This is a genomic window from Rhodococcus sp. T9N (assembly GCF_024436645.1).
Taxonomy (GTDB): Bacteria; Actinomycetota; Actinomycetes; order Mycobacteriales; family Mycobacteriaceae; genus Rhodococcus_F; species Rhodococcus_F qingshengii.
The window spans coordinates 81,647-106,524 of record NZ_JAMSKS010000002.1 but is presented as its reverse complement, the minus strand read 5'-3'; the positions used below and the strand labels follow the sequence as shown (position 1 = coordinate 106,524).

Sequence of the window (24,878 nt, the reverse complement as noted above, 5' to 3'; positions counted from 1 at the left end):
AAGGAAGCCTGTTCGAGCCGGTTATTGGGCTTCGCGGTGGATTTTCGCCGGTAACGTGGCAACTGTGCATTTGCAGCACTCTTGTCAAATCAATTGTGGTGCAGTGCATATCGAACAGAATCAATTCTCGGGAGTGAAAACATGTCTTTGACGGTCAGGAAGAGCGCCGCGCGGTTCGTTCCGGTTGTGGCAGCGGCAGCACTGTTGATTGCCGGATGCTCGGACAACTCCGGGGAGAGCATCAACCATTCTTCCGAAACAACCAGTGTTGCAGCACAGTCGGAGATTCCTGCGGGTGTCAATGCCGCCGACATCGAGTTTCTCGAAGGGATGTACCCGCATCACGCGCAGGCATTGGACATGGCCAGGATGGTCGACGGTCGAACCGACAATGCCGAACTTCTCTCTCTTGCAGCGCAGATAGAGGCAGCGCAAGGCCCGGAGATGGCTCAGATGACCGAATTGTTGACGGAGTGGGGACGCCCCGAGCCTTCGTCGAGTTCGATGGAGGGCATGGATGAGTCGGCGCACGCGGGACACGGCGTCGGGATGGCCGAGATGCCGGGAATGATGTCGGCCGACGACATGACCGCCCTCACCGATGCCAGTGGCGCGGAGTTCGACAAGTTGTGGCTGACGATGATGATCGAGCACCACAAGGGTGCCATCACCATGTCCCAGACCGAACTCGACAACGGGCTCGACCCGTCGGCGGAGAAGATGGCAGAAGCGATCATTGCCGGTCAGCAGGCGGAAATCACTCAGATGGAAGCGATGTTGAAGGGGAGTTGAACAGGAGGCCTTGGCCGCGTGACCTTGCTCGGGTGGCTACCTGGGCATACGTTCGAGGCTGATGGCTTGACCGGTGCTGTGCTGCAATCACACGCGAGGGGATGACCGCCACATGGATCACAGTCAGATGGACCATGGCCAGATGGACCATAGCGAGATGAGCCATGGCCAGATGGAGCATGGGGCACACGGTGGTCACGGGGATCACGTCGCACAGTTCCGGACGTTGTTTGCAGTCATGCTGGTCATCGCGGTTCCGGTCGTTGCGGCAGACGCGATGTTCGCTGATCTGGTCGGGTACACACTGCCGGAAAACTCTCTGGTGGAATGGATCTCACCGGTACTCGGCACGGTGATGTACTTCTGGGGTGGCAAGCCGTTCCTCACCGGCGCTGTTGCCGAAATCCGTTCTCGGCAGCCGGGAATGATGCTGTTGATCGCGCTCGCGATCACCGTGGCCTTCTTCGCGTCATGGGCTGCGAGTCTGCACTGGGTGGATCACACTCTCGATTTCTGGTGGGAGCTCGCGCTTCTGATCGTGATCATGTTGTTGGGCCACTGGATCGAGATGCGTTCGCTCAGTCAGACATCGAGCGCCTTGGATTCACTTGCCGCTTTGCTGCCCGACGAGGCAGAACGGGTGGTGGGGGAATCGGTGGAAACCGTGCCCACCGCAGCTCTGGCGACCGGCGACCTGGTGATAGTTCGTCCCGGCGCCCGTGTTCCCTCGGACGGAACGGTGGTCGAGGGAAGCGCCGACATGGACGAATCCATGATTACAGGCGAGTCGAAGACCGTCCGCCGGACTGTCGGAGATCAGGTGGTGGCCGGCACGGTAGCCACCGACTCGGCACTTCGGCTTCGAGTCACCGCCGTGGGAGAAGACACCGCGCTCGCCGGTATCCGGCGCCTGGTCGAGCAAGCCCAGAACTCGTCGAGTCGCGCGCAGGTGTTGGCGGACAAGGCCGCTGCTCTGCTGTTCTGGTACGCACTCGGCGCGGCAGTGCTGACCGCGATCGCCTGGAGTATCTGGGGCACCCCGGAGAGCGCAGTCACCCGGACGATCACCGTTCTGGTGATCGCCTGCCCGCACGCGCTCGGGTTGGCGATTCCACTGGTCGTCTCGATCGCGACGGAACGGGCGGCTCGGGCTGGGATCTTGATCACCGACCGCATGGCCCTCGAGGCGATGCGTAACGTAGACACCGTTCTCTTCGACAAGACCGGCACTCTCACCAAGGGGGAGCCCGCAGTGGTCGGTGTACGCGGTGTCGACGGGTATTCCGATGACGACGTTCTCAGCGCAGCGGCTGCCGTCGAGTTCGACAGCGAACATCCACTCGGGCGCGCCGTCGTCGCGGCGGCGCGGGAGTTGTCGCTCGAATTCACTTCGGGTTCCGACTTTCAGGCGCACAACGGGATCGGGGTTGCTGCGGACGTCGCCGGTGCACGCGTCGGTGTCGGCGGACCGGGGATGCTGCGATCGGTCGGGGCCACCGCGATCCCGGGGACCGAAGAGTGGCTCAGTGACGGGTCGACCGTCCTGCATGTAGTGCGTGACGAGAAGGTAATCGGCGCATTGGCATTGGCCGACGAGATTCGCCCGGAATCAGCATTGGCCGTCGACGCCCTCCATGCTCGCGGTGTGCGGGTGGCCATGGTCACCGGAGACGCGGAGGCCGTGGCCCATTCGGTGGCTCGCAGGCTCGGGATCGACGAAGTTTTCGCCGAAGTGCTTCCGCAGGACAAGGGAGCGCAGGTATCTCGGCTTCAGGCTGCGGGCCACCGCGTGGCGATGGTCGGTGACGGGGTCAACGATGCGCCGGCACTCGCCCAGGCGGATGTGGGCATCGCGATCGGTGCCGGAACCGACGTGGCGATCGCGTCGGCGGGAGTTGTTCTGGCCAGCGATGATCCGCGTTCGGTGAGCTCGGTCATCGAGCTCTCCCGCGCCACCTACCGCAAGATGGTTCAGAACCTTTGGTGGGCAGCGGGATACAACGCGATCTCGGTTCCCCTCGCTGCGGGAGTACTGGCGCCCGTCGGGTTCGTGCTGCCGATGGAGGTCGGAGCAATCCTGATGTCGGTATCCACTGTGGTCGTTGCCGCGAATGCCCAGTTGTTGAGGCGCTTGGACTTGCGGCAACCACCGGTGACCGCGTTGGAGTCGAGAGTGCTCACATCGCAGTAGCGAGAGGTTGAAGGCGGACTACTGTCGGCTCAGGAACGGAATGAGCGCACGCAGTACAGCATCGGAGTCTGCGACTGCGCTTGCGTGGTCAGCCCCTTCGATCACAGTCAAGGCACTGTCCGGGATCAGCGACGCGAGATGCTCGGTATCCGGCAGGCGCTCGCGATCTCTCGATCCGACGAACAACAACGCCGGTGTGGTGATCCGTTGCAGCACGGCGTCGTCGATGCCGTGCTCCTTCTCTGCGCGGCGCATGTAGGCAGCGAGCGCGAGGGCATCATTGATTCGGAAGGCAGTCGCAGTCTGAGGATCCACCGGTTTGCCGCGCCTCACGCCCCAACCGGTCAGAAATCCCTCGATACCGCCGCTTTCGAGTACGTCGATGCAGCCCGGGAAGAACAATGCGTCGAACGCGCCCGTCATCGGTCGGCTGCTACCGCCCCCGACGGTCAGCGATCGCACCCGTTCGGAGTGCTCGACTGTCAGCGACATCACCGAGCGTCCGCCGAACGAGTATCCGAGGACGTGTGCCGGTTCGAACGGAGACTCCGTGTCGAGGATCTCCAGGAGATCGCCGACCACCAGATCCATTGCATACGAATCGGAGTCGTGTGGTTTGTCACTGCGTCCGTGACCCCGCATGTCGACGAGGATCAGACGATACTGCTCCTGAAGTGCCTTGACGTACCCGAAGCCACGCCAGATGGAGCGCGACAACGCTGTGCCGTGCACCATCAACAGGGGTGGGCCATCGCCCACGATCTGATAGGTGATCCGCGCACCGTCCACCGGATTTCTCACGTCGTGCAACACCCGTCCAGTATGGGTGCCAGTTGCTACGCACGTGAACTCGAGTAGTCGTCCGGACCCATTCGACGGATGGCGTGGGCTCTCACGAACAGTCGGGCCGTCAACTCGGCCTCCCTCAGAGCTACTGGTCACTGCCCGGCTGGGCAGTACCCACTGTTCCAAGCAATGCATCGGTGGAGGGGTCTGCAGTGCTGACGCCTGCGGCTATGCCCCGAATCAGAGCCTCGAAATCAGCGGCGACGATGGTGACCTCCTCGAACTCCGGCTCTCCTCCACGGACAACCTGACCGTCGGGTGCGAGCGCCAAGTACTCGTACCCATTGCGCACCGACAGCAGGACCGGGAGGTGAGTGGACCAGAAGGCGTTGATCGCCGCGCGCTCCGCCGGCCCGGAAGCGACCGCCAGGCTCTCGTGCCGGAACGCATTCCAGGGAAACGCCTCATCGCTGACGCCAACGCCACCGGCATAGTTCTCCGCCGAGAGAAACCACACCTGGTCGTCGGAACTGGCAAGTACGGAGAACGAACTCGCCCACACTACGAGTTGGTCACAACCGCCGACCAGTGGTTGCGGAACTGGGGCAGAGGCCGATCGAGTGGGTTCTTCGCGAACCCAACCTGCGAGCGACAGCGCGGCGGTTGCGTCGAGGTGAAGGCACATCGCCCCACGGTAGGCCAGACCGTCGAGCGCCGACAGCGTCAACCGTCGGCCTACTCGGGATCGATGTCTCGAATACCAGTCTCGTCCATGCTGATCCATCGCGTTATGCCGATGCCGCGAAGGAACGGCAGATCGTGACTCACCACCACCATGGCGCCGCGAAAATCGGAAAGTGCCTGCGTGAGGTGGGCGAGACTCGGTAGGTCCAGGTTGTTGGTCGGCTCGTCGAGAAGAAGCAGCTGGGGCGCGGGTTCGGCCAGCAGGATCGTGGCTAACGCCGCACGCAATCGTTCACCGCCGGAGAGTGCGGATGCCGATACGTCGGAATCCGTTCCCCGGAAAAGGAACCGTGCCAACTGCCCGCGAATTTCCTCGGCTGTCGCGTGTGGCGCGGCCAACGCGACGTTGTCCGCCACCGAGAGGTCCTCGTCGAACACGTCGAGACGTTGGGGGAGCGCACGAGAGGCTACGAACGGAGTCGACGCGGCGAGTGCATCGAGCAACGTCGTCTTGCCGATTCCGTTGCGTCCCACTATCGCAATCCGCTCCGGTCCGGTGATCTGGAGCGATACCACTTGGCCGCTCTGCAACGTCACCTCGTCGAGCCGCGCAACCTGCTGCCCCGGATGAACCTCTGTAGCAGGCAGATCCAGACGAATCTCGCGATCGTCTCGAAGGAGTTCCTCTGCCTCCGACAGGACAGACTTGGCCTCGTCCACCTTCCCGATATGGTTGAGGGCCAGCTTTCCCGCTGAAACTTGGGCCTGACGTTTTCGTGTCTGCGCGATGATCGGCGGCATCCGCTTGTTCTCGAACATCTTCTGCCCATAGCGCTTACGCCGGTCCAGTTTCGTTCGAGCGTCGATCAGCTCGCGGCTCTGCTTTGCCAGATCGGCCTTGGCGTCGCGAACGGTGGCGAGTGCGTTTTCCTGCTCAGCGGTCACGACCTCCTGGTAGTGCGAGTAGTTGCCGCCGAACACGCGTAGATCCCCCCGACGTAGTTCGATCGTGTACTCCGCGGTGTCGAGCAGTTCCCGGTCGTGGCTGACGATCAGCACGGTTCCCGGAAACTGTTGGACTGCAGCATGAACTCGTGATCGAGCGTCGCGATCCAGGTTGTTGGTCGGCTCGTCCAGGAGAAGTACCTGTGGATTCTTCAGCAGCGTTGCGGTCAAGCCGAGTAAGACGGTCTCTCCGCCGGAGAGGGTGCCGACAGTTCGGCTCAATGCTGCGGTATCCGGAACCACCTTCTCGAGGCCGAGTCGATACAAGGTGGAGAGGGCGCTCTCCTCGATATCCCAGTTGTTGTCCACGAGCGCAAAGTCGGATTCGGAGCCGTCGCCGGTTTCGATGCGGTGCAATGCGTTTCGGAGTTCGTGGATACCGAGGATGTCATCCACCCGAACGCTCGGATCGAGTGTGATGTCCTGACGGAGGTAGCCGACCTCGCCGGAAGCGGTCACGGATCCGGATTCCGGTGAGAGCTCTCCTGCGATCAATCGCAGCAGAGTCGACTTTCCCGATCCGTTGAGTCCCACGAGACCGACACGGCCACTGGGGAATACAAAATTGGTGTGGGAAAAGACTGATTCGCCGTCCGGCCAGATGAAGGTGAGATCCGAGAGCGACAGAGAAAGATGGGATTGGGTCATGAGTACTCCAGAGGGTGCTTGGACTGTGCGCCCGGCTCAGCAAGTGCTGATGGGTGCGAGTGCCTTCGCGTGATGAACCTCTAGAGGAGCAACGGCCCGTTTCCTGTTCTGTCGGGAATGATTCGTGTTCCAGGTTAGAACACTCGAACGGTCCCGTGCAATCGAATTATTCTGTGCTGTCGGTCTCGTCAGTGTTCGGTGCTCAGATTTTCGGGCCGTCAGATTTTCGGACCCTCGGATCGGAGGTCGTCGACCTTCGACATCGCTTCGCGGAGTTCGGTGAGCCATTGTTCGCTGTGCTTGCCCGCCAACCGGACTGTCCACATGAGGGCGTCCGCTCGCGAACGAGCAACACCCGCGTCCACCAGAGTGTCGAGAACCTTGCGTTCGGGCTGACGTAGTCGTGTCATCACCGGAACTGCGAGATGTGTGAACAGGACGGTCTTTTCGTCCAGACGTACACCCCAGGCGACCTTGCGCCCGTAGCGAGCCTCGGCCTCGTCGGCGATGCGCATCCGGTCGGCGCGCGTGGTTTCGCGAAAGCGTGAGATCCTTCCGTCCGCGGCGGCCTCGCCACCGTCGACTGCCGGGAGTTCACCGATCACGACGATTTCTTCGCGGTCGACCTGGACGTCGGCGGTCCCGGTGAACCAGTCATCTGGAAGTCGACCGGCAAACCAGTCGGACGCATCACTCGCGTCGGGAACCGACGCCTGTTGCCAACCTCCGGGACGGCCGAACCTGCGGTCGCCGGAGTTTTGTGAGTTCTTCATGGCGTTCTCCTCGGAGAGTTGGTGGAGTGTGTCGTGCGTTTATTGCACTGATTACATGATTACACCGATAGTCGAACTGGCGCCACAAATTCGGGCATGATCGGAGTCGTGCGCCTTTCACACGCTCGTCAGAGCTTCCGAACTTTCCGTCGTCCCGTGGCTGCCGTGGCACTGGGGGTATTGGCCGCAGGATCGGTAGTTGCCTGCAGTTCTGGCCCTGACCAGCCGAAATCAGTGGCAGAGGAGTTCGCCTCCGCGCTCACGTCCGATGACGTGCAAGCGGCGGCAGCCCTGACCACCGATCCGGCGGCGGCGTCGACTGCGATTTCGGCTCTGATCGACGGGCTGGGCAAGGACGAGGGAACATTCACCGTCTCCGACGCCACCGAGTCCGGTGATTCTGCGGGGAAGTTCACACTCGATGCGGCGTGGAAGTTCGGTGAAGGTCAGGACTGGAACTACTCGACGCAGGGAAACGCGTCGAAAAGCGGGGACAACTGGCTGATTCAGTGGGACCCGGCGCTGTTGGCTCCGGATCTGACCTCCTCGACGACCTTGCGCTACACACCCACCACCGGTGCTCCGCCGTCGGTGCTGGACGCGGCGGGCCAGCCGATCATGGAGCAGCAGGTGGTGACGCTGGTCAATCTCGATTCCGCCGCGGTGCCCCCGGTGGACACGGCAGCCGTGGCGACCCTTCTCTCGCCCGTCGCACCGACGATCACGGCGGCATCGCTGAGCGGCGATCTTGCGTCGGCAAGTGGGAAGCCGGTCACCGCAATCACTTTGCGGGCCGAGGATCTTGCACCGATCGAGGAGAGGTTGGCGGCGATTCCCGGAGTGAGCTTGGCGCCGCAGGCTCGGTTGCTCTCGGTGGACAAAACTCTGGCGTCGCCGACTTTCAGTGGGTTGTCCGATCTGTGGCAGGAGGGGCAGGACAAGTCCGCGGGCTGGGCGGTACAGCAGGTGAAGCAGAACGGAACCGTCACCACCGTCGCCGGCCAAGACGGGCCGGTTGCTCCGAACATCGCGACAACGATCGACCGACCGATGCAACTCGCGGCCGAGAATGCGCTCGCCGGGGTGACACAACAGGCGGCGATCGTTGCGCTGCAGCCGTCGACCGGAGCGGTGTTGGCGGTGGCCCAGAACGCCCCCGCCGACGCACAGGGCCCGATCGCTCTGACCGGCCTGTACCCACCGGGTTCGACGTTCAAGACCGTGACGACGTCCGCGGCCCTGCAAGCCGGCGTCGCTACACCGGACACCGTTCTGCCGTGCCCGGGTACCGAGAACATCGAGGGCCGTCAGATTCCCAACGACGACGAGTTCGACCTCGGATCGGTTCCGCTGCACACCGCGTTCGCGAAGTCGTGCAACACCACAATGGCGAGGATGGCCGTCGGTCTGCCCGCCGATGCTTTGCACAAAGCGGCGCTGCAGTTCGGGCTCGGCGTCGACTACGTCACCCCCGGACTCACGACGGTGACGGGCAACGTCCCTGACGCGAACACCCCCGCCGAACGCGTCGAGTCCGCGATCGGACAGGGCACGGTGACCGCCACGCCCTTCGGGATGGCTCTCGTGGCGGCCTCGATCGCCAACGGAACGACACCCGCGCCGATGTTGGTCAAGGGACAGCCCGGCGTGGCAGATCAGACCGTTGCACCGGCTCCCGCGGAGGTGACCGAACAGTTGCGGGTGATGATGCGCGAGACCGTCACCGGCGGTACGGCGACGTCGTTGCAGGACATTCCGGGGCTTCTCGGCAAGACCGGCACGGCCGAAACCGAGGGTGGCCCGGCACATGGGTGGTTTGTCGGAATCAAGGGAGACCTCGCATTTGCGGTATTCATCGCGGGTGCGGACAGCTCTTCGCCTGCAGTGCAGGTAGCGGGCACTTTTCTGCGCTGAAACCTGTTTTCCGTTGCAGTTGGATCACACCGTCGTAGCTCAACCGTGACACGTTCGTAGGCATCCCGTGCTTGTTACTCGTGTGACAGAAGTAAAGAGTTACATGCATGGGGCCCGGAGGACAGCACAACCGTCGTGGAAAATATGTCGTTGCGTCGATAACTGCTGTCGTTCTGACAGTGGCGCTCGCGTCGTGTGTCATCGGTGGGGAGAAGAAATCCGACGCCGCCTCGGTGGTGGAGGACTTCGTCACCGCCCTCAACAACCACGACGCCGAAGCTGCCGCGGCGCTCACGTCGTACCCCAACGCGGCGCGGCCGTCGATCCAGCAGATGTTCGACGGACTGGCCGCCAAGTCCACCGACTTCGACGTCGCTCAGGTCATGGATCTGGGTAGCGACTCCGGACTCTTCACACTCGACGCGTCCTGGAACTTCGGCGAAGGCAAGGACTGGAGCTACCAGTCGCAGGGTGAGGTTCGTGATCTGTCGGTCGGCTGGCGTGTGTCCTGGGACCCGTCGGTCCTCGTCCCCGACCTCGGCAACGGTCGCACCGTTTCGTACACCCGCACGGACGCAGCGCCGCCGAAGGTAGTCGACAGCACCGGCACCCTGCTCATGAACGAGCAGACCATCAACGCGATCACTCTTGACCCGGCCACCATGCCGGACCCCGTCGACACCACTCGTCGCCTCGCCACGGTGCTCGAACCTGTCGCACCGTTGGTCACTTCGGAGTCGATGTTGGCCGACCTCGCCGCAAACCCCGGCAAGCCCGTCACCGCCGTACTGCTCCGCGATCCCGACTACGCCTACCTGGAAAGCGATTTTGCGATCCCCGGTGTCGTCGTGGTCAAGACACCCAAGCTGATCGCCTCCGACCGTCGCATCAACTCGCCGTTGCTGGACCCACTGCGGACCGTGTGGCAGGCCAATCGCGACGCCACCGCCGGCTGGGCGGTCAATCTGGTCGAGCCCAACGGATTCCCGATCAAGCAAGCCGGCTTCCAGGGACCTCCCGGCCCCGACGTCGCCGCGACCCTCGACTCGCACGCTCAACTCGCCGCGATCGAAGCTGTCGTCAGTGCAGGTACTCCTGCGGCCATCGTCGCGATCCGCCCGTCGGACGGCGCCATTCTGGCTGCCGCACAGAACAATCAGGCCATCGAACAGGGCCCGATCGCCTTCACCGGGTTGCGCCCGGCCGGCGGTGCCCTCGATCTGGTCCGTCTCGCATCGTCGATGCAGAACGGCGTCGACCCCGGCGCCGTGTCAGCCGAGCAGTTGGCCGACACCGGGCAGCAACTCGGACTCGGCAACGGCTTCCACATTCAGGGACTCGAACAGCAGACAGCAGTGCTTGCCGCGAACCGCCCCGGCGTGGACCAGGCGATGAACAACGTCATGGCCAACAAGACGTCCAACGACGCGAGCGCGCCGACGGTAACTCCGTTCGGAATGGCGATGCTCGCGGCATCGATCGCCCGCGGCAGTGCCCCGATGCCGATGATGGTCTTCGGACAACCGGCTACCGCCGACGTCACGCCGACGGCATTGCCCGGCGACGTCAACAATCGTCTGCGTGACGCCATGCGAGGCGCCGGCGGACTGGCTGGGTACCCGGACATGATGGCGGCCGGTGCAGCGAGCGGTGACGATCGCTGGTTCTACGGATCACGCGGAGACTTCGCATTCGCAGTGTTCGTCGCAGACGCCGACGGCGGCGATCGAGCAATGCAGATGACGGACAAGCTCTTCCAGGAACTCGGCAAGCCTGCCGACAAGTAGTACCGGGCACCGCGAGTAGATTCCTGGTTCGTGAACCTGCTCGATTTCCTTTTCCTCGTCGTAGCGGGATTCTTCAGCGGTCTAGTCGGTTTTGTCACCGGTCTTGCATCGATCGTTTCGTATCCGGCGCTGCTGAGCGTCGGGCTCTCACCGGTCAGCGCGAACATGACCAATACCGTCGCGTTGGTGGCCGTCGGCGTCGGAGCGTTGGCGAACTCGTCCCGTGAAGTTGCCGATACCGGTCCGAAACTTGTTCGCTGGTCTCTCTATTCGGCGGCCGGTGGCATCATCGGTGCCCTCATCCTGTGGCTGGCACCGGAAGGCTCGTTCGAATCCGTTGTGCCGGCGATGGTCGTGTTCGCCTCGCTCGCGCTGCTGCTGCAACCGAAGATTCGTGAGTTGTCCGGCGGCGGTGACCGCCCCGGAATCTACTCCGCAGCACTGTTCGCCGTCGCGGTATACGGGGGCTATTTCGGTGCCGGTGCCGGCGTCATCTTCCTGGCTGCGACGCTCATCCTCACTTCCGAAACGGTGTGGCGTGCAACGATCCTGAAGAGTTTCTTTCTCGGCATCGCCAATCTTGTGGCTGCACTCATCTTCGCCTTCTCTGGACAGGTGCATTGGGTGGCCGCGTTGGCGATGGCGCTCGGCGCGTTGGCCGGAGGTTGGTGTGGCCCGCCCGTCGTCAAGAAAATCCCGCCATCGGTACTGCGTGTGGCAGTAGCGATAGCGGGATTCGTGTTGGCTCTGTGGTTGTGGGTGAAGTGAGCCCGTCTACTTCACGCCCTGCATCAGCTTCTTGATCCACGGCGAGGCAAGAGCAAGAATCACTCCGATTCCGATCGACGAGAAACCGATGATCAGGAAGAACGGGCGACTGTCGTCGATGTCGAAGTAACCGGCCAAGGTTCCCGCCATCGAAGAACCCAATGCAACGGACAAGAAGAACAACGCCACCATCTGAGTGTGAAAATGCTCGGGCGCGAGTTTGGTTGCAAGGGAAAGGCCGACGGGGGACAGGAAGAGTTCGGCGAAGGTGAAGAGCAGAAGCACACCGGCAAGGCCGAGGAGCGGTGCACTGTTCGGTCCGCCCCCGGTGATCGGGATGAACGCCAGGAACGCCAGACCCATCGTGCCGGTGCCGAGCGCGAACTTGATCGGCGACGACGGCTGACGGTCACCGAGTTTGGTCCACATCGCTGCGAACACACCGGCAAAGATGATGATGAACACCGGATTGATCGACTGCACCCACGTCGGCGGGAAGTCCCAACCAAAGAGATTGCGGTCCAGGAGCTTGTCTGAGATCACCGGCACGGTGGTGAACTGCTGCTGAAACAGCGACCAGAAGGCCGCGCTCGCAATGAACATCGGGATGAATGCAAAGACTCGACTGCGTTCGACCTTGGTGACCTTCTTGCTGGTGAGCATGAGGAGGAAGTAACCGACCGACGCGACGATCGTGAGTCCGACAACGACGTCGGACATGTTGTCCGCCGTGATCAAGCCGGTGACGGAGGCGACCGCGACGACGACGATCGCGGCAATGCCGATCCCGATGTAGAGTGCGCGCTTGTCCGCGGGCAACGGGTTGCCTGGTTCGGCACCGATTCCGTGAAGATGCTTGCGGCCCAGCGTGTACTGGATCAGGCCGAGCGCCATGCCGACGGCAGCGAGAGCAAAACCGGCGTGGAATCCCCAGGCGTCCTGGACGGCTCCGGTGAGCAGCGGACCGACAAGACCGCCGATGTTGATGCCCATGTAGAAGATGGAGAATCCGGCGTCGCGGCGAACATCCTGTTCGGAATAGAGATCTCCGACCAGAGAGGTCGCATTGGCCTTCAAGCCGCCGCTGCCGAAGGCGACCATGACGAGGCCGACGCCGACACCCCACATGCCGGGAAGAACCGACAGTGCGATGTGGCCGGCCATCACCAGCGAAGCACTGTAGAAGAGCGTGCGCTCGGAGCCGAGCAGTCGGTCGGCCACCCACGCCCCGAGAATCGTCGACAGGTAGACGGTGCCGCCGTACGCGCCGACGATGCTGGTCGCTGCCGCCTGGCTGATGCCGAGGCCGCCGTCGCTGACGCTGTAGTACAGGTAATAGATGAGGATGCCTTGCATCCCGTAGAAGGAGAACCTCTCCCACATCTCGACGCCGAACAGGTTCGCCAGCGCAAAGGGTTGGCCGAAGAACCCCCGGTCTTCCTTCTCGCTACGTTCGACGGGCTCCGTAGTGTTGCTCATCCGAAAAGTGTCCTACGTGCTCGGGCATTTCGGGTGGTTCCGAGCCGTGGAGTTTGGTTACGACTTGGTGCGGATTTTCACTACCAGCGGAGCGAGTGCGCGCCAACCGAGAAGGAACGCGCCGAGGACCAGCGTCGCGACGACGATGAAGCTGAACTGGGTGCCCTGGCCACTCAACACTCGCAGGATCATCCCGATGACGACGGCGCCGAGCCAAACGACAACGCCGGTGGGAACAAGGAGAACGGCGTTGAACTTGTCGCGGTAGAGCGCGAACGTGGCAGCCCATCCGATCACCAGGCCGGTCAGGAAGGGCCAGGATGTCTTCGCCAGACCGGCGAGCGCATTGGCTTCTTCGTGGGTACGGCGCCCTATCGCGCAGAAGATTATGACAAGAATGGCGTCGATCAGCAGGAATGGTGCGTACTTCTTCACGCTCACACCATACGACTGTGCGCCTTTATTAACCGCGGGCGGTTAATAAAGGCGCACAGTGCTGTTAGGCCTGGAGGCCGGCTTCGATCTCGAGGGTGATCGTGATCTTGTCGCCGACAACTGCTCCGCCGCCTTCGAGGGGCATCTCGATGGAGATGTCGAAGTCCTTGCGGTTGATGACGGTGGTGGCCTCGAATCCGGCGACGGGGCCCTGGCCCATGCCCGGGTTGACGCCGTTGAACTCGAGGTTCAGCTCGACCTCGCGGGTGACGCCGTGGAGCGTGAAGTCGCCGGCGAGGACGAAGTCGCTGCCCTTGGAGCGCACTGCGGTGGACTTGAAGGTGGCCTTCGGGAACTTCTCGACGTCGAAGAAGTCAGCGGACTTGATGTGGCCGTCGCGCTGCTCGTTCTTGGTGTTGATGGAGTCCACGGAGATCTCGGCCTCGACGGCCGGGGTTCCGTCTTCGGCAACGGTGATCGTTCCGGAGAACTCGTCGAACGTTCCACGAACCTTGGAAACCATGAGGTGGCGAACCGAGAATCCGACAGTGGAGTGGACGGTGTCGATGACCCAGGTTCCGGCGGTCAAAGCGGGCAAGGTTGCGGTGGTCATGGAAGCTCCTGAATAAGTAGTTGAATGTTCAAGTTCTTGTAGCTTCAACTATGGACCCCAGGAAATCCTTCCGCAAGATCATGTGAGCTGCATCACAGTGTTTGTGCTTGCGGCGTAGACCGCGTGAAGCGCCGACGCTGTCACCGACTGATGCACCGCAATGCCCCAGCGCCCTTCGGCGTTCACCACGCACTCTGCAATGGTGACTGCCGAATTCGCACTCCCGGAAGAATTCGGGTTGCGGGGCAGTGAATGCTGGGTGAGCGAGACAACCTCGACGGCCGAGCCCTGTTCGGTCAGGATTTTGCTCAATGCCTCGACCGGCCCGGACGCACTGGCCGCGGCGGTGACCTCGCGCCCGTCGCGATCGATGGCAACGAACAACTGATCACCGTCGGCGGTGTGTTCCAGTGAGTACCGACGCACTCCTCCGTTGTACCCGTATTCGCGCAGCAGCAGTTTCCACAGTTGGTCGGCAGTCATTTCGGTGCCCGAGTCGTCGGTTTCGAGCTGCACCCGCGAGGCGAAGTCGATCTGCAGGCGCCGGGGGAGTTCGACCCCGTACTCGGTCTGCAGCAGATATGCGATTCCGCCCTTGCCCGACTGGCTGTTCACACGAATGACCGCCTGGTAGTCGCGGCCGACGTCGGCGGGGTCGATCGGCAGGTAAGGGACCGCCCAAGGCGCCGATCCCGGATCGACGCCGGCAGCCTCCGCGCTCTCGTAGTGATGCGCGAAGCCCTTCTTGATCGCGTCCTGGTGGGTTCCGGAAAATGCCGTGTACACGAGATCGCCGCCGTACGGGTGGCGTTCGTGGACGGGAATTCTGTTGCAGTACTCCACCGTTCGACGGATCTTGTCGATGTCGGAGAAGTCGATTTCCGGATCGACGCCCTGTGCATGCAGATTCAGCCCCAGTGTGACCAGGTCGACGTTGCCCGTCCGCTCGCCGTTGCCGAACAGGCATCCCTCGACGCGCTGCGCGCCGGCCAGCACTGCCAGTTCGGCGCACGCAACGCCGGTGCCGCGGTCGTTGTGCGGGTGGACCGAGAGGATTACCGAATCGCGTCGGGCCAGATTCTGGTGCATGTATTCGATCTGATCGGCATAGATGTTGGGGGTGGCGATTTCGACTGTGGCAGGGAGGTTGTGGATGACCGGGCGATCGGGGCTGGCGTCCCAGAGTTCGGTGAGACTGTTGCAGACCTGCAGGATGTAGTCGGGTTCGGTGAGGTTGAAGACCTCGGGTGAGAACTCGAATCGCCAGCCGTCGTGGCCTTCGCCGCCACGAGCAACGTCTTGCGCGGCGCGGAAAATCATGTCGTGCAACTCTTCTCGCTCCTTGCCGAGAACGACGTTTCTCCACGTCGGCGCAGTCGCCGTGTACATGTGGACGACCGCGTCAGGCAGCCCCTCGATCGATTGATATGTCCGTTCGATCAAATCCGTACGCGCGGCAGTGAATACGACGATAGTGACGTCGTCGGGAACGAGATCGAAGCGCACCAGGTCGCGAACGAAATCGAAATCGGTCTGACTCGCGGAGGGGTAGCCGACCTCGATTTCCTTGTAGCCGATCGCCACCATCAGTTCGAACATTCGACGCTTGCGTTCGGGGTCCATCGGTTCTGCGAGGGCTTGGTTGCCGTCACGCAGATCGACGGGCACCCACAGGGGCGGCGCGGTGGTGCGATTGGACGGCCACGTCCGCTCGAAAGTCGGAATGTCGACGCGATCCCACGCGGCGCGATAGCGCTCGGACGGCATGGGTGACGGCTTCTGGTTGTTCCAGCGGTTGGCGCGGGTAGTACTCATCTTCGGTTTCTCCTGCGGTCGAGTCGAGAGACCGGCATGGCGAAACCCCGCGGAGGGGTGCCGGTCTTTCAGGCCCCGCCGCGGCAGTCGAGAAGGAGTGCTCCTGTAGCCATGCGGGCTACACTAGAACGAAATTACTTATCAGACAACCTGAGGAGTTCACGTGTCCCCGATCGTCGAGCGTCGGCTGCTCACCGACCAGGCCGCGGAGTTGCTACGCGCGCGGATCGTGAGCGGTGAATGGGAAGTCGGCGCCAAACTTCCAGGTGAAACCACTCTTGCTGCGCAGTTGGGTATCGGGCGGTCCACTATCAGGGAAGCAGTGCGGACTCTCGCGGGCCTCGGCATGCTCGAATCGCGGCAGGGCGCCGGGGTCTTCCTACGGAGTACGACGCCTCCGGATCAGTGGCCCCGAGTGCTCGAAGCCGAGGCGATCCTTCACGTCGTCGAGGTGCGCAACGCGGTCGAGATCGAAGCAGCTCGCCTCGCTGCGCAGCGGCGCGATGCCGTTGACGTCGCGGCTCTGCGGCAAGCGCTCGACGGTAGAACTGCCGCAGCGCACTCTGGCGACGCAGCGTTCGTCGACGCCGACATCGCCGTCCACCGAGCAGTGGTGGACGCGGCACACAATCCCGTGCTGTCGGAACTCTTCGAGACCTTTGTACCGCGTCTGCGGGCTGCGTTGATCGAGTTGATCGCGGTTCTGGACCTGCATCCACACAGCCAGCCCGACGCGGACGAACATCGAATGTTGGTGGACGCCATCGAAGCCGGCGACGCGGAGGCAGCCGTTCGGATCAGCCGGGCACACCTCGACGACATGGCGGCAGCGTTGCGACGCTAGACGCCCGGCTGTTCGCGGCGTTCGAACTCGAGGTCCATCTCGAGGTCTTCGTGGTGGGTTGCACGGAAAGTGATCAAGAAGACGATCCAACCGACGACAGCGACCATGACGAGGCTGACCATCCGATACACGAACACCGACGCGATTGCCTGCGCTCCGCCGGCCCCTGCGATCGTCAGCGCGGTGACCAGAGCAGCGTCGACGTAACCCAGCCCGCCGGGAACCAGCGGAATGCTGCCGACTGCTTTTGCGGCGGCGAAAGCGATCAGGAGCCCAGCAAAAGAGGGCTCCGCGCCAACAGCCCAACATGCGAAACCCAAACAAGCGACATCGGCGACACGATGGATGGCCGACCACCCGAATGCGATGACCGAGTCGGTGCGGCTGAGCTCGACCGTATCCAGTTGCTTCAGGATCTCGGACCAGCGTCGCATCCCGTGGCCGAGCGGATTCTTGCGAATTCGGTTGTAGAGGGCTAGGACTCGATGCCCGATTCGCTCGATACTGCCGGGATTCTGGGCTATGTATCGCAACGCCAGGAACAGTGCCGCCATGCCGATGATCGAGATCGTGAGCGTTATAGGGCTGACCTTGGTGCCGAAGGCAAACGCGCCCGCGGCACCCAACAGCGCCAAAGTCGCCGCAGCGATCACTCCACACACCGCCAACTGCCAAGACGCGACAACTGGTGTAGCGCCCCACTTCCGAGTCTGCTTGTAGGTGAATGCGGTCGAGAAGACCTGGCCGGCTGGCAACGTCAGCGCCATCGCGGTGCTGGCGTAGATGACCGAGAGGTTCTTGAGGTGACCGGCAATCACACCGGCGGCATTGAGAAGACGTTGCTGAACGGACGCGTATCCGCTGAGCGAAATGAGTTGCGCCGCGACGCACGCGGCCACCCAACCCCAATGGATTTCGGTCAAGGCTTGCCAGGACTCACTGAGCTTGGACCACAGAATTGCACCTTCGACGATCAGAAGAGCGATCAGAGCCACCCCGAGCAGCCACTTCAGCCACCAGAAGCGCCCTCTGACCCGACTGGTCTCGGCCACGGGCGAGCGTGGTCGTCTCAGTCGCCGTGGGGTGTTTCCAGGCTGAGCCATCGACTCACCCTAACCAATTTGATCCGGATCGACCTCTGGATACTTTTCCGGCCACGCCAGATGCGTCAGTCGTCGGCGCCCACGCAGTTGGACTTGCTCTCCGAGTTCCCACTCGGCCTGTTCCTCTTCGTCGGCGAAGTACAACGCGCTCGTCGACGCCAGCACCCGGCTGGGCCGAAGTTTCGCGAGCTCGGTGAGCCGTGACGCCTCGTTGACCGGATCACCGATCACGGTGTACTCGAAACGTTCGGCAGCACCGATGTTGCCGGCGACCGCGAGCCCCGCGCTCACACCGATTCCGACGTCGAGGCCGGTGATGTCGTTGAGCTTGAACCGCAGCTCGCGAGCCGCAGCGAGGGCTGCCGTCGGAGCGTCGGGTCGATCGAGTGGTGCACCGAAGATGGCGAGCGCTGCATCACCCATGAACTTGTTGACAAAACCATGGTGACGATCGATGACGTCGACGACCACACGGAAGAACTCGTTGAGCAGTTCGACCACTTCACCCGGCGGGCGCTCGGCCGCGGCACCGGTGGACCCGACCATGTCGACGAACAGAACTGCCACGAATCGAGTTTCGCCGCCCAGCTCGGTACCGAACTTCAACGCGCGCCGGGCCACGTCCTCGCCGACGTGCTGACCGAACAGCTCACGCAGCAGACGACGCTCGTCGGACTCTTTCATCATGCGGTTGAAGCCGACCTGCAGCCGGCCGATCTCACTGCCGTCGAACACCTCGACGCGTACGTCGGTGGCGCCGCGCTGCACCCGCTCGATGGCGCGTCGCAGTTGGCGGATCGGATCGGAGATCTGGGTAGCCGTCAGCATCGACAGCGCAAAGGCCTGCACGATCGCCATGATCGAGATGAGCAGGATCGCCCACGCGAGCGAGTCGGGGGAGAACTCGAGATCGGTCGTGAGCTGCGTCGAGCACAGCAAGATGATGCCTGCGACGGGCATCAGCGTGCCGAGACCCCAGGTCATCGCCAGCCGGGTTCCGACGCCAGGCGCCATGGTCCGATCGAATTCGCCCTCGCTCAAGGCCTGGGCGGCGACCGGACGCAAAATGCGCTCACCGAGCATGTAGGTGAACCCGAAGGTCGTGGTCGCGGCCATGCAGACCGTCACGATCACGGCGATCGCGAGTCCGGGCATCTCGGTGATGGTCAGGAACACGAAGATGATGCCGCCCAGAATCCACAGCACCAGGTGGACGATGGCCTGGCGAAGCGGCGCGTGCAGTGCCGCCATCTGCTCGGACCTCGTCGGTGGACCCCCGCGCAGCCGCCAGCGAATGACCGACTTCAACATCATCGCCGCCGCCGTGAGGCTGACGGCGCCGGCGAATGCCAGGTACACGCCGAAGATCGCGAAGTTGCGGACCCGGTCGGCAACTATCGCGTCGGACTCCTGGATCGGCACGCCGTACCGGACGAAGGCAAAGACCAGTACCGCGCCGATCAGATTGGCTGCGAGCATGGAGAGCATATAGAGGGGCCACCGGCTGCGGATGGTCACCGCTATTGCTCTGTATGAGGCCCGCACAGGGTTCAATTTAGCTGGCAGAGGTCGAAGTGTTGGTACGCGCGTCCGATTATTCGTCCGCTCACCTGTGTCGGCCGGGCCGGTTAGGCTCGCGATGTGAACGCAAACAGGGGGCGTGCGGAGCGAGCATCGAGGATGAACAAACCCATCTCCGCCGACGCTCGGGCGGTGCATCCCGGCGTGCGCATCGCTGCGGAATGGTCGTGGCGCCTCATTGTGATCTTCGCCGGACTGTTGGTTCTCGGGTACGTCGTACTCCGCCTCGAAACCGTGCTCATCCCGGTGGGGCTGGCTCTGCTGGCATCAGCTCTGCTGATCCCGATTGTCGATCGGCTACAGGTGTGGGGTGTTCCCCGCTCGGCAGCCGTCATCGTCGTTCTGCTTGCCTCGATCGGACTGGTCGCGGGAATCATGACGTTTGTCGTCGAGCAGTTCATCGACGGGTTGCCCCAGCTCACCGACCAGTTCACGGCCAGCGTCACGCAAATTCAGAACTGGCTCACCAGCGGTCCGCTGCACTTCAGCGAGGATCAGATCCGCCAGGCAGGTGATTCGGTCGTCAAGTCGGTGCAATCCAATCGTGAGTCCCTGACCAGCGGCGCCTTGACCACGGCGACAGTCATCGGCGAGATCTTCACCGGGGCATTGCTGACGCTGTTCACTCTCATCTTCTTCCTCTACGGCGGCGATCAGATCTGGCAGTTCGTCACCCGGATCGTTCCCACCGACGCGCGTCGTCGCGTACGGATCGCCGGTTCTGCAGGTTTCGGGTCGCTGATCGGCTACGTGCGCGCCACGGTCGCGGTTGCCGCCGCCGACGCGATCGGTATCGGTGCCGGCCTGGCGATCCTCGGGGTGCCGCTCGCCCTGCCGCTGGCGTCGTTGGTGTTCATCGGCGCGTTCATTCCGATCGTCGGTGCATTTCTGACCGGTTTTCTCGCGGTGCTTGTCGCTCTGGTCACGAAGGGTTTCCTGACGGCGCTGATCGTCCTCGGCATCATCATCGGCGTCATGCAGCTCGAAGCGCACGTGATGCAACCGCTGTTGTTGGGTCGCGCTGTTCGCCTGCATCCGCTGGCAGTCGTTCTCGCCATTACAACGGGCATCGTTCTCGCTGGAATCGTCGGCGGGCTCTTGGCTGTTCCGATCGTCGCGGTCCTGAATACCGCTATTCGTTCCCTCCTCGCCGACGACCCGGACATCGCGTACGCCGAACTGCACGTCGAAGATCCGGAAACCCCACTGTTCCCCGCCGAACCCGACGAGCCGCGCGCCGAGCCTCGCATCGTGAACCCCACTCCTCCCGATGACTGAGCCCACCCGCCGTCGTCGGCTGCACTATCAGCCGACCGTTCGCGAGGCGTCGGGTGTCGACACCGACCCTGATGCCCCGCTGTGGCGGGCGGCACAGGCATTTCGGCTCGTCACGCTGGTGTACGCGATCAGCTACCAGTTCGCCTCGGCCTCCGACTACACCAACTCTCGGCTCAGCTGGTTCTTCGTCGCTCTGATGGCCGTGTGGACCGGGGTGTCGGCACTGTTGCTCGGGACATCCGGTGCTTTGTTCGGGAAGAAGCTGCCGCGGTATCAGGTGGTGATCGCCGATCAGGTGGTCGTCATCTTGCTGATGGCGTCGACGAGGCTGGTCTCCGACCACGAGTGGTATCAGAATCACCAGACGCTGCCCACCACGCTGTGGGCCACCAACGCGGTCATCTCCGCGGCAATTCTCGGCGGGCCGTGGCTCGGTATGGCGTCCGGAGTTGTCATCTCGGCGGCCAGCGCGATCATCCGCGACCAGGTCAAACTGGACCTCTGGCGCGATGCGACGGCTCCCGTGCTCGTATCGGTCGGCCTGGCGTTGGGCTTGGCCACCACCACCGCTCGGCGCTCGCATCGACAACTCGAGCAAGCCGTCCGTCTGGCGGCGGCCACCGAAGAGCGCGAGCGTTTGGCACGCGAAGTACACGACGGCGTTCTGCAGGTGCTGGCGATGGTGCGCAGGCGAGGTGCGGCACTCGGCGGCGAGGCAGCTGAACTGGCTGCTCTGGCCGGTGAGCAGGAGGTCGCCTTGAGAATGCTGATCTCCGAGCAGGTTTCGGGCGCCGCGGCAGACGTCGGCGGACAGACAGTGGATCTGTGTCCGCTGCTGACCACGCAGGCAAGCACGTCGGTGTCGGTGTCGACGCCCGCGCACCCCGTCGTGATCGAGCGTGATCGAGCCATCGAACTGGCAGCCATCGTCGACAATGCTCTGTCCAATGTCGGGCTGCACGCCGGGCCCGCGGCGAAGGCATACGTATTGCTCGAAGATTTGCCGGACGAGGTGATCGTCAGCGTCCGCGACGACGGCGTCGGAATCCCCGAGGGTCGCTTGGCGCAGGCCGAAGCCGAAGGCCGCATGGGAGTATCGAAGTCCATTCTCGGCCGAGTGCAGGTGCTCGGCGGCACTGCAGTCCTGCAAACCGGGCCGGGGGAGGGCACCGAATGGGAGATCAACGTTCCGAAGGGGAAAAGTGAGCGTGGCTGACGAACATGGCGAGAATCCGGTGACGGTGATGGTCGTCGACGATCACCCGATGTGGCGCGACGGTGTCTCCCGGGACCTCGAAGCTGCCGGCTTCACCGTGAGCGCCACGGCGGAGGGTGTCGAGAGTGCGCGGCGCCGGGCCGCCGCCGTGCAACCAGCGGTGGTTCTGATGGACATGAACCTTCCGGACGGAAACGGTGCCGACGCCACCACCGCAGTTCTCGAGGTTTCGCCGAAGAGCAAGGTACTGGTGCTTTCGGCCTCTGCCGAACGTGACGACGTCCTCGACGCGGTCAAAGCCGGAGCGTCGGGTTACCTGGTCAAGAGTGCTTCGGTGGCGGAACTGCTCGAGGCCGTGCGAGCGACTTTCGACGGACAAGCCGTCTTCACCCCCGGCCTCGCCGGATTGGTGCTCGGTGAGTACCGCCGGATGTCGACGGCACCGGCCGACGATCGCGCACCCGAGCTGCCTCGGCTCACCGACCGTGAGACCGAAGTGCTCCGTCTTGTCGCCAAGGGGCTGAGCGCAAAACAGATCGCCACGAGGCTCTCGCTCAGCCACCGGACCGTCGAAAACCATGTGCAGGCAACGCTTCGGAAGCTTCAGTTGGCCAATCGCGTCGAGCTCACGCGATACGCGATAGAACAAGGTCTCGAATAACGTTTATCCTGGAAATCATGGAGGCCAGGAATCTACGCGTATCCGATGCCGAACGAGAGCATGTCGGCGAGCTGCTGCAGAAAGCTGTCGGTCAAGGGATGCTCTCGCTCGGTGAGTTCACCGAGCGCATGGACACTGCCTTGGCCGCAAAGACACGAGGTGAGCTCAACTCGGTTCTCGCCGATCTTCCGGGCATCACACTGATCTCCGACTACGACCCACCCGCGTATCCCAACGCGGGTCAGCCGATGTACCAAGGCCAGCCCTACCCGGCGCCGACGTACCAACCCCAACCGCCGCCGGTTCATCCGAGCCCGCCTTACCGCGCTCCCGTCGGGGCTCCGGTTGTAGGTACTTACGGAGCGGCAAATGCTGCCGTGATCCGTGGACGAATGGCGACGGTGACGCGGAACGGTGCCTGGATCGTTCCACCAGCTGTCGTGGTCGACACCAGAATGTCCAGTGTGACTATCGATTTCACGCGCGCGGTGATGCAGACGCAGGTCGTGAACATCTCGATCGACGACTACGCCAGCTCGATTTCACTGATCGTTCCCGAAGAGGCGACGGTGGACATGAACGGTGTCGAGGCAGTCGGGGGAAGCGCGTCGAACAAGGTTCGTTCCGGCCCACAGATGGGCCCGCTGCATCTGGTGGTGCACGGCAAGGTGCGATTCGGCAGTGTCACCGCGAAGCATCCCTTCGGTACCACGATCCGAAAGATGTTCGGCTCCTGACCTTTCAGTGATACGCGCGGGTCAACATCTCGGCGACGCACACGGGCTTGTCACCGTGTTCTCGTTCGAACGTCTGCGTCACCGTGATCTGGACACCGCCGTTGATCGGTTCGACTTTGCTCAACGTCGCGCGCATGCGGACACGAGAGCCGACCGGAAGCGGAGCGGGCAACCTGACCTTGTCGAATCCGCAGTTGAGAGCAAACGCAAAACCTTCGAGCGAGAACATTGCGTACGAGAACTTGGGGCCGAGTGAGAGCGTGTAGTTGCCGTGCGCGATGGTTCCGCCGAACGGCGACTCCTTCGCGCGATCCACATCGACGTGAATCCACTGATCGTCGCCGGTGACCCGGGCGAACTCGTCGATGGACTCCTGGGTGACATCGTGCCAGTCGCTGACGCCCAGCTCTTGGTTCAGGTTGGCGCTGAGGTCTTCTGCTCCGGTGAGTACAAGCATGAATTTTCCTTCGATCGGTAGGTGCTGACAGTCGGTCAGTGACTTTCGATGCCGAATCCCACACCGTGTGTCTGTGCGATCTCGGCGGTGGCAACGAGATCGAATTCGATCCCGAAGTCTGCTTCTACCCGCGCTGCAACCGATTCCGCGGCGGAACCTGCTTCGGCCAGTAGTTTCGGCATCAGTTCGAACAGGTCTTCCATCCCTCCGGGCGTGATGATTTCGAGAATCCGTGCTGGAGCGTCGTCGGGATTCCACACGGCGTGCCACTGGCCACGCGGTTTGAAGATCATGGCGCCGGTCTCCGCGTAGACGACCTCGTCTCCGACCATCGCTGCGACGCGGCCACTTTGAACCACCGTGTACTCGTCTTCCCGGCTGTGGCGATGGACCGGTGAGGTCATCGAATGCGGAGCGATGCGGTGTTGTACAAGAGAGAAACCTCCCTCGGTTTGTTTGTTACGAACCATCATCCGGACGCCGGTGGCCGCGAGGGTCCCGGCGAGGTCTTCGTCCGGTCCGAGGACGGTCGTGGTGGTGTTGTTCGGGGAATTCGGTGACATCGATTCAGTCCTTCGTCGTCGTGAGCGTCGTTGGCCGCGCTCCGGTTTGTTGATTCCCGAATCATGTACCAATCGGTCTAGTGATGCAAGGTTTTGACAATTTATGCACTTCAAGTGTTGTCGATATGTGTACTGATCGGTATATTGAACGTATGTCTACGAGGGATTTGTTGGTCGATGCCGCTGCCGATTTGTTGCAGCGGAAGGGCTACGCCGGAACGGGGGTGTCGGAAGTTCTCTCGGCTAGTGCGACTACCAAAGGTTCCTTGTACTTTCACTTTCCCGGCGGCAAGGAAGAACTCGCAGGCGAGGCTCTGAGGCGACGTGGCGAGGCAATGGCCGATTTCATCCGGCACCTGCTGGAGAGCTCACCCGATGCAGCCACCGCGATCTCGGCATTCGCCGCCGCATTGGCTGCGCGTTTGTCGGATTCGGACTACGAACGTGGATGCGCCCTGGCCACGGCAACACTGGATGCCGCAACCGAATCCGAGGTCATCCGCGGTGCTTGCGCGGACGGGTACAACTCGTGGCTCGCACTGCTGGCTCAGCGCCTCGAGGCAGACGGTTGGTCCCGCGAAGACTCCGAGTCCGAGGCAATTCTCGCTCTGTCCGCACTCGAGGGCGCGCTGGTCCTTGCTCGGGCGCGTCAGGATCCCGCTCCGCTTCACACTTCGGGTCGGCTTCTGTCCGAACGATTGCGGAACGCGGCACCTCGGCGTTAGTGCCCTGTCAGTCGATGATGCAG

At 62.8% G+C, this 24,878-nt stretch carries 23 protein-coding genes; 11 read left to right on the top strand and 12 right to left on the bottom strand.

Annotated features, from left to right (window positions below; genetic code table 11):
* Window positions 1–141 precede the first annotated feature (141 nt).
* Both M1L53_RS04310 and M1L53_RS04305 read left to right on the top strand, forming a co-directional pair.
* Complete coding sequence (locus tag M1L53_RS04310; protein ID WP_054188009.1) at window positions 142–792, top strand: DUF305 domain-containing protein; 651 nt, start codon at window positions 142–144, stop codon at window positions 790–792.
* Window positions 793–934: 142 nt separating this feature from the next.
* Entirely contained in the window at window positions 935–2,983 is a 2,049-nt protein-coding gene (locus tag M1L53_RS04305) for a heavy metal translocating P-type ATPase (protein ID WP_231782968.1), read from the top strand.
* Window positions 2,984–3,001: 18 nt separating this feature from the next.
* On the opposite strand, the gene M1L53_RS04300 is transcribed toward M1L53_RS04305, so the two are convergent.
* The 4 genes from M1L53_RS04300 to M1L53_RS04285 all read right to left on the bottom strand — a co-directional run bounded on the left by M1L53_RS04300 (window position 3,002) and on the right by M1L53_RS04285 (window position 6,879).
* Window positions 3,002–3,772, bottom strand: coding sequence for an alpha/beta fold hydrolase (locus M1L53_RS04300; RefSeq protein ID WP_003945805.1), 771 nt, complete (start codon window positions 3,770–3,772; stop codon window positions 3,002–3,004).
* Between the two features lie 142 nt (window positions 3,773–3,914).
* Window positions 3,915–4,496 carry a hypothetical protein gene (locus M1L53_RS04295; protein ID WP_228232461.1) on the bottom strand — a complete coding sequence of 194 codons (582 nt, stop codon included), beginning with the start codon at window positions 4,494–4,496 and terminating at the stop codon, window positions 3,915–3,917.
* Between the two features lie 8 nt (window positions 4,497–4,504).
* Window positions 4,505–6,106, bottom strand: coding sequence for an ABC-F family ATP-binding cassette domain-containing protein (locus M1L53_RS04290; protein ID WP_054188007.1), 1,602 nt, complete (start codon window positions 6,104–6,106; stop codon window positions 4,505–4,507).
* 218 nt (window positions 6,107–6,324) lie between these two features.
* The gene (locus M1L53_RS04285) at window positions 6,325–6,879 is read right to left on the bottom strand and encodes a hypothetical protein (RefSeq protein ID WP_003945732.1); all 555 of its coding nucleotides are present in this window, start codon (window positions 6,877–6,879) and stop codon (window positions 6,325–6,327) included.
* A 96-nt stretch (window positions 6,880–6,975) separates the two neighbouring features.
* Between M1L53_RS04285 and M1L53_RS04280 the strand changes: the two genes are divergently transcribed.
* From M1L53_RS04280 to M1L53_RS04270, 3 genes are all read left to right on the top strand, one after another.
* Window positions 6,976–8,793 carry a penicillin-binding transpeptidase domain-containing protein gene (locus M1L53_RS04280; RefSeq protein ID WP_054188006.1) on the top strand — a complete coding sequence of 606 codons (1,818 nt, stop codon included), beginning with the start codon at window positions 6,976–6,978 and terminating at the stop codon, window positions 8,791–8,793.
* A 107-nt stretch (window positions 8,794–8,900) separates the two neighbouring features.
* Window positions 8,901–10,580, top strand: coding sequence for an NTF2-like N-terminal transpeptidase domain-containing protein (locus tag M1L53_RS04275; RefSeq protein ID WP_003945897.1), 1,680 nt, complete (start codon window positions 8,901–8,903; stop codon window positions 10,578–10,580).
* A 30-nt stretch (window positions 10,581–10,610) separates the two neighbouring features.
* A complete protein-coding gene (locus M1L53_RS04270; RefSeq protein WP_003945554.1) occupies window positions 10,611–11,348 on the top strand; it encodes a sulfite exporter TauE/SafE family protein in 738 nt (245 codons plus the stop codon).
* Between the two features lie 6 nt (window positions 11,349–11,354).
* On the opposite strand, the gene M1L53_RS04265 is transcribed toward M1L53_RS04270, so the two are convergent.
* The 4 genes from M1L53_RS04265 to M1L53_RS04250 form a co-directional block, all read right to left on the bottom strand.
* Entirely contained in the window at window positions 11,355–12,827 is a 1,473-nt protein-coding gene (locus M1L53_RS04265) for a peptide MFS transporter (protein WP_003945468.1), read from the bottom strand.
* Between the two features lie 57 nt (window positions 12,828–12,884).
* Window positions 12,885–13,262, bottom strand: a complete 378-nt coding sequence (locus tag M1L53_RS04260) for a DUF3054 domain-containing protein (RefSeq protein WP_003945710.1) — start codon at window positions 13,260–13,262, stop codon at window positions 12,885–12,887.
* A 64-nt stretch (window positions 13,263–13,326) separates the two neighbouring features.
* Window positions 13,327–13,875 (bottom strand): YceI family protein, encoded by a 549-nt coding sequence (locus M1L53_RS04255; RefSeq protein ID WP_003945643.1) that lies wholly within the window; start codon window positions 13,873–13,875, stop codon window positions 13,327–13,329.
* 78 nt (window positions 13,876–13,953) lie between these two features.
* A complete protein-coding gene (locus tag M1L53_RS04250; protein WP_007734475.1) occupies window positions 13,954–15,690 on the bottom strand; it encodes a 2-isopropylmalate synthase in 1,737 nt (578 codons plus the stop codon).
* A gap of 163 nt (window positions 15,691–15,853) precedes the next feature.
* On the opposite strand from M1L53_RS04250, the gene M1L53_RS04245 reads away from it, so the two are divergent.
* Complete coding sequence (locus M1L53_RS04245; RefSeq protein WP_007734477.1) at window positions 15,854–16,534, top strand: FadR/GntR family transcriptional regulator; 681 nt, start codon at window positions 15,854–15,856, stop codon at window positions 16,532–16,534.
* Here M1L53_RS04245 and M1L53_RS04240 read toward each other — a convergent pair.
* Window positions 16,531–17,637, bottom strand: coding sequence for a YbhN family protein (locus M1L53_RS04240; RefSeq protein WP_054188005.1), 1,107 nt, complete (start codon window positions 17,635–17,637; stop codon window positions 16,531–16,533). The genes M1L53_RS04245 and M1L53_RS04240 overlap by 4 nt on opposite strands.
* Before the next feature lie 9 nt (window positions 17,638–17,646).
* The gene (locus M1L53_RS04235; RefSeq protein ID WP_003945952.1) at window positions 17,647–19,125 is read right to left on the bottom strand and encodes an adenylate/guanylate cyclase domain-containing protein; all 1,479 of its coding nucleotides are present in this window, start codon (window positions 19,123–19,125) and stop codon (window positions 17,647–17,649) included.
* Window positions 19,126–19,317: 192 nt separating this feature from the next.
* On the opposite strand from M1L53_RS04235, the gene M1L53_RS04230 reads away from it, so the two are divergent.
* Genes M1L53_RS04230 through M1L53_RS04215 form a run of 4 tightly spaced genes read left to right on the top strand, consistent with a single transcriptional unit; the run spans window position 19,318 to window position 23,110 of the window.
* Complete coding sequence (locus M1L53_RS04230) at window positions 19,318–20,496, top strand: AI-2E family transporter (RefSeq protein ID WP_007734480.1); 1,179 nt, start codon at window positions 19,318–19,320, stop codon at window positions 20,494–20,496.
* Window positions 20,489–21,712, top strand: coding sequence for a MacS family sensor histidine kinase (gene macS, locus M1L53_RS04225; RefSeq protein WP_054188004.1), 1,224 nt, complete (start codon window positions 20,489–20,491; stop codon window positions 21,710–21,712). Before M1L53_RS04230 ends, macS begins: the two co-directional genes overlap by 8 nt.
* A 28-nt stretch (window positions 21,713–21,740) precedes the next feature.
* On the top strand, window positions 21,741–22,373 hold the full coding sequence (locus M1L53_RS04220) for a response regulator transcription factor (RefSeq protein ID WP_047269712.1): 633 nt from the start codon (window positions 21,741–21,743) through the stop codon (window positions 22,371–22,373).
* 17 nt (window positions 22,374–22,390) lie between these two features.
* Window positions 22,391–23,110 (top strand): DUF1707 domain-containing protein, encoded by a 720-nt coding sequence (locus M1L53_RS04215; protein ID WP_007734485.1) that lies wholly within the window; start codon window positions 22,391–22,393, stop codon window positions 23,108–23,110.
* Window positions 23,111–23,114: 4 nt separating this feature from the next.
* Here the strand turns inward: M1L53_RS04215 and M1L53_RS04210 are convergent, their stop codons facing one another.
* Both M1L53_RS04210 and M1L53_RS04205 read right to left on the bottom strand, forming a co-directional pair.
* Window positions 23,115–23,567: a MaoC family dehydratase gene (locus M1L53_RS04210; RefSeq protein ID WP_003945664.1), complete on the bottom strand. Its 453-nt coding sequence runs from the start codon at window positions 23,565–23,567 to the stop codon at window positions 23,115–23,117.
* Window positions 23,568–23,602: 35 nt separating this feature from the next.
* Window positions 23,603–24,130 carry a cupin domain-containing protein gene (locus M1L53_RS04205; protein ID WP_007734488.1) on the bottom strand — a complete coding sequence of 176 codons (528 nt, stop codon included), beginning with the start codon at window positions 24,128–24,130 and terminating at the stop codon, window positions 23,603–23,605.
* 152 nt (window positions 24,131–24,282) lie between these two features.
* Here M1L53_RS04205 and M1L53_RS04200 point away from each other — a divergent pair, with 152 nt between their 5' ends.
* On the top strand, window positions 24,283–24,855 hold the full coding sequence (locus M1L53_RS04200) for a TetR/AcrR family transcriptional regulator (RefSeq protein ID WP_054188003.1): 573 nt from the start codon (window positions 24,283–24,285) through the stop codon (window positions 24,853–24,855).
* The last annotated feature ends 23 nt before the right edge of the window (window positions 24,856–24,878 follow it).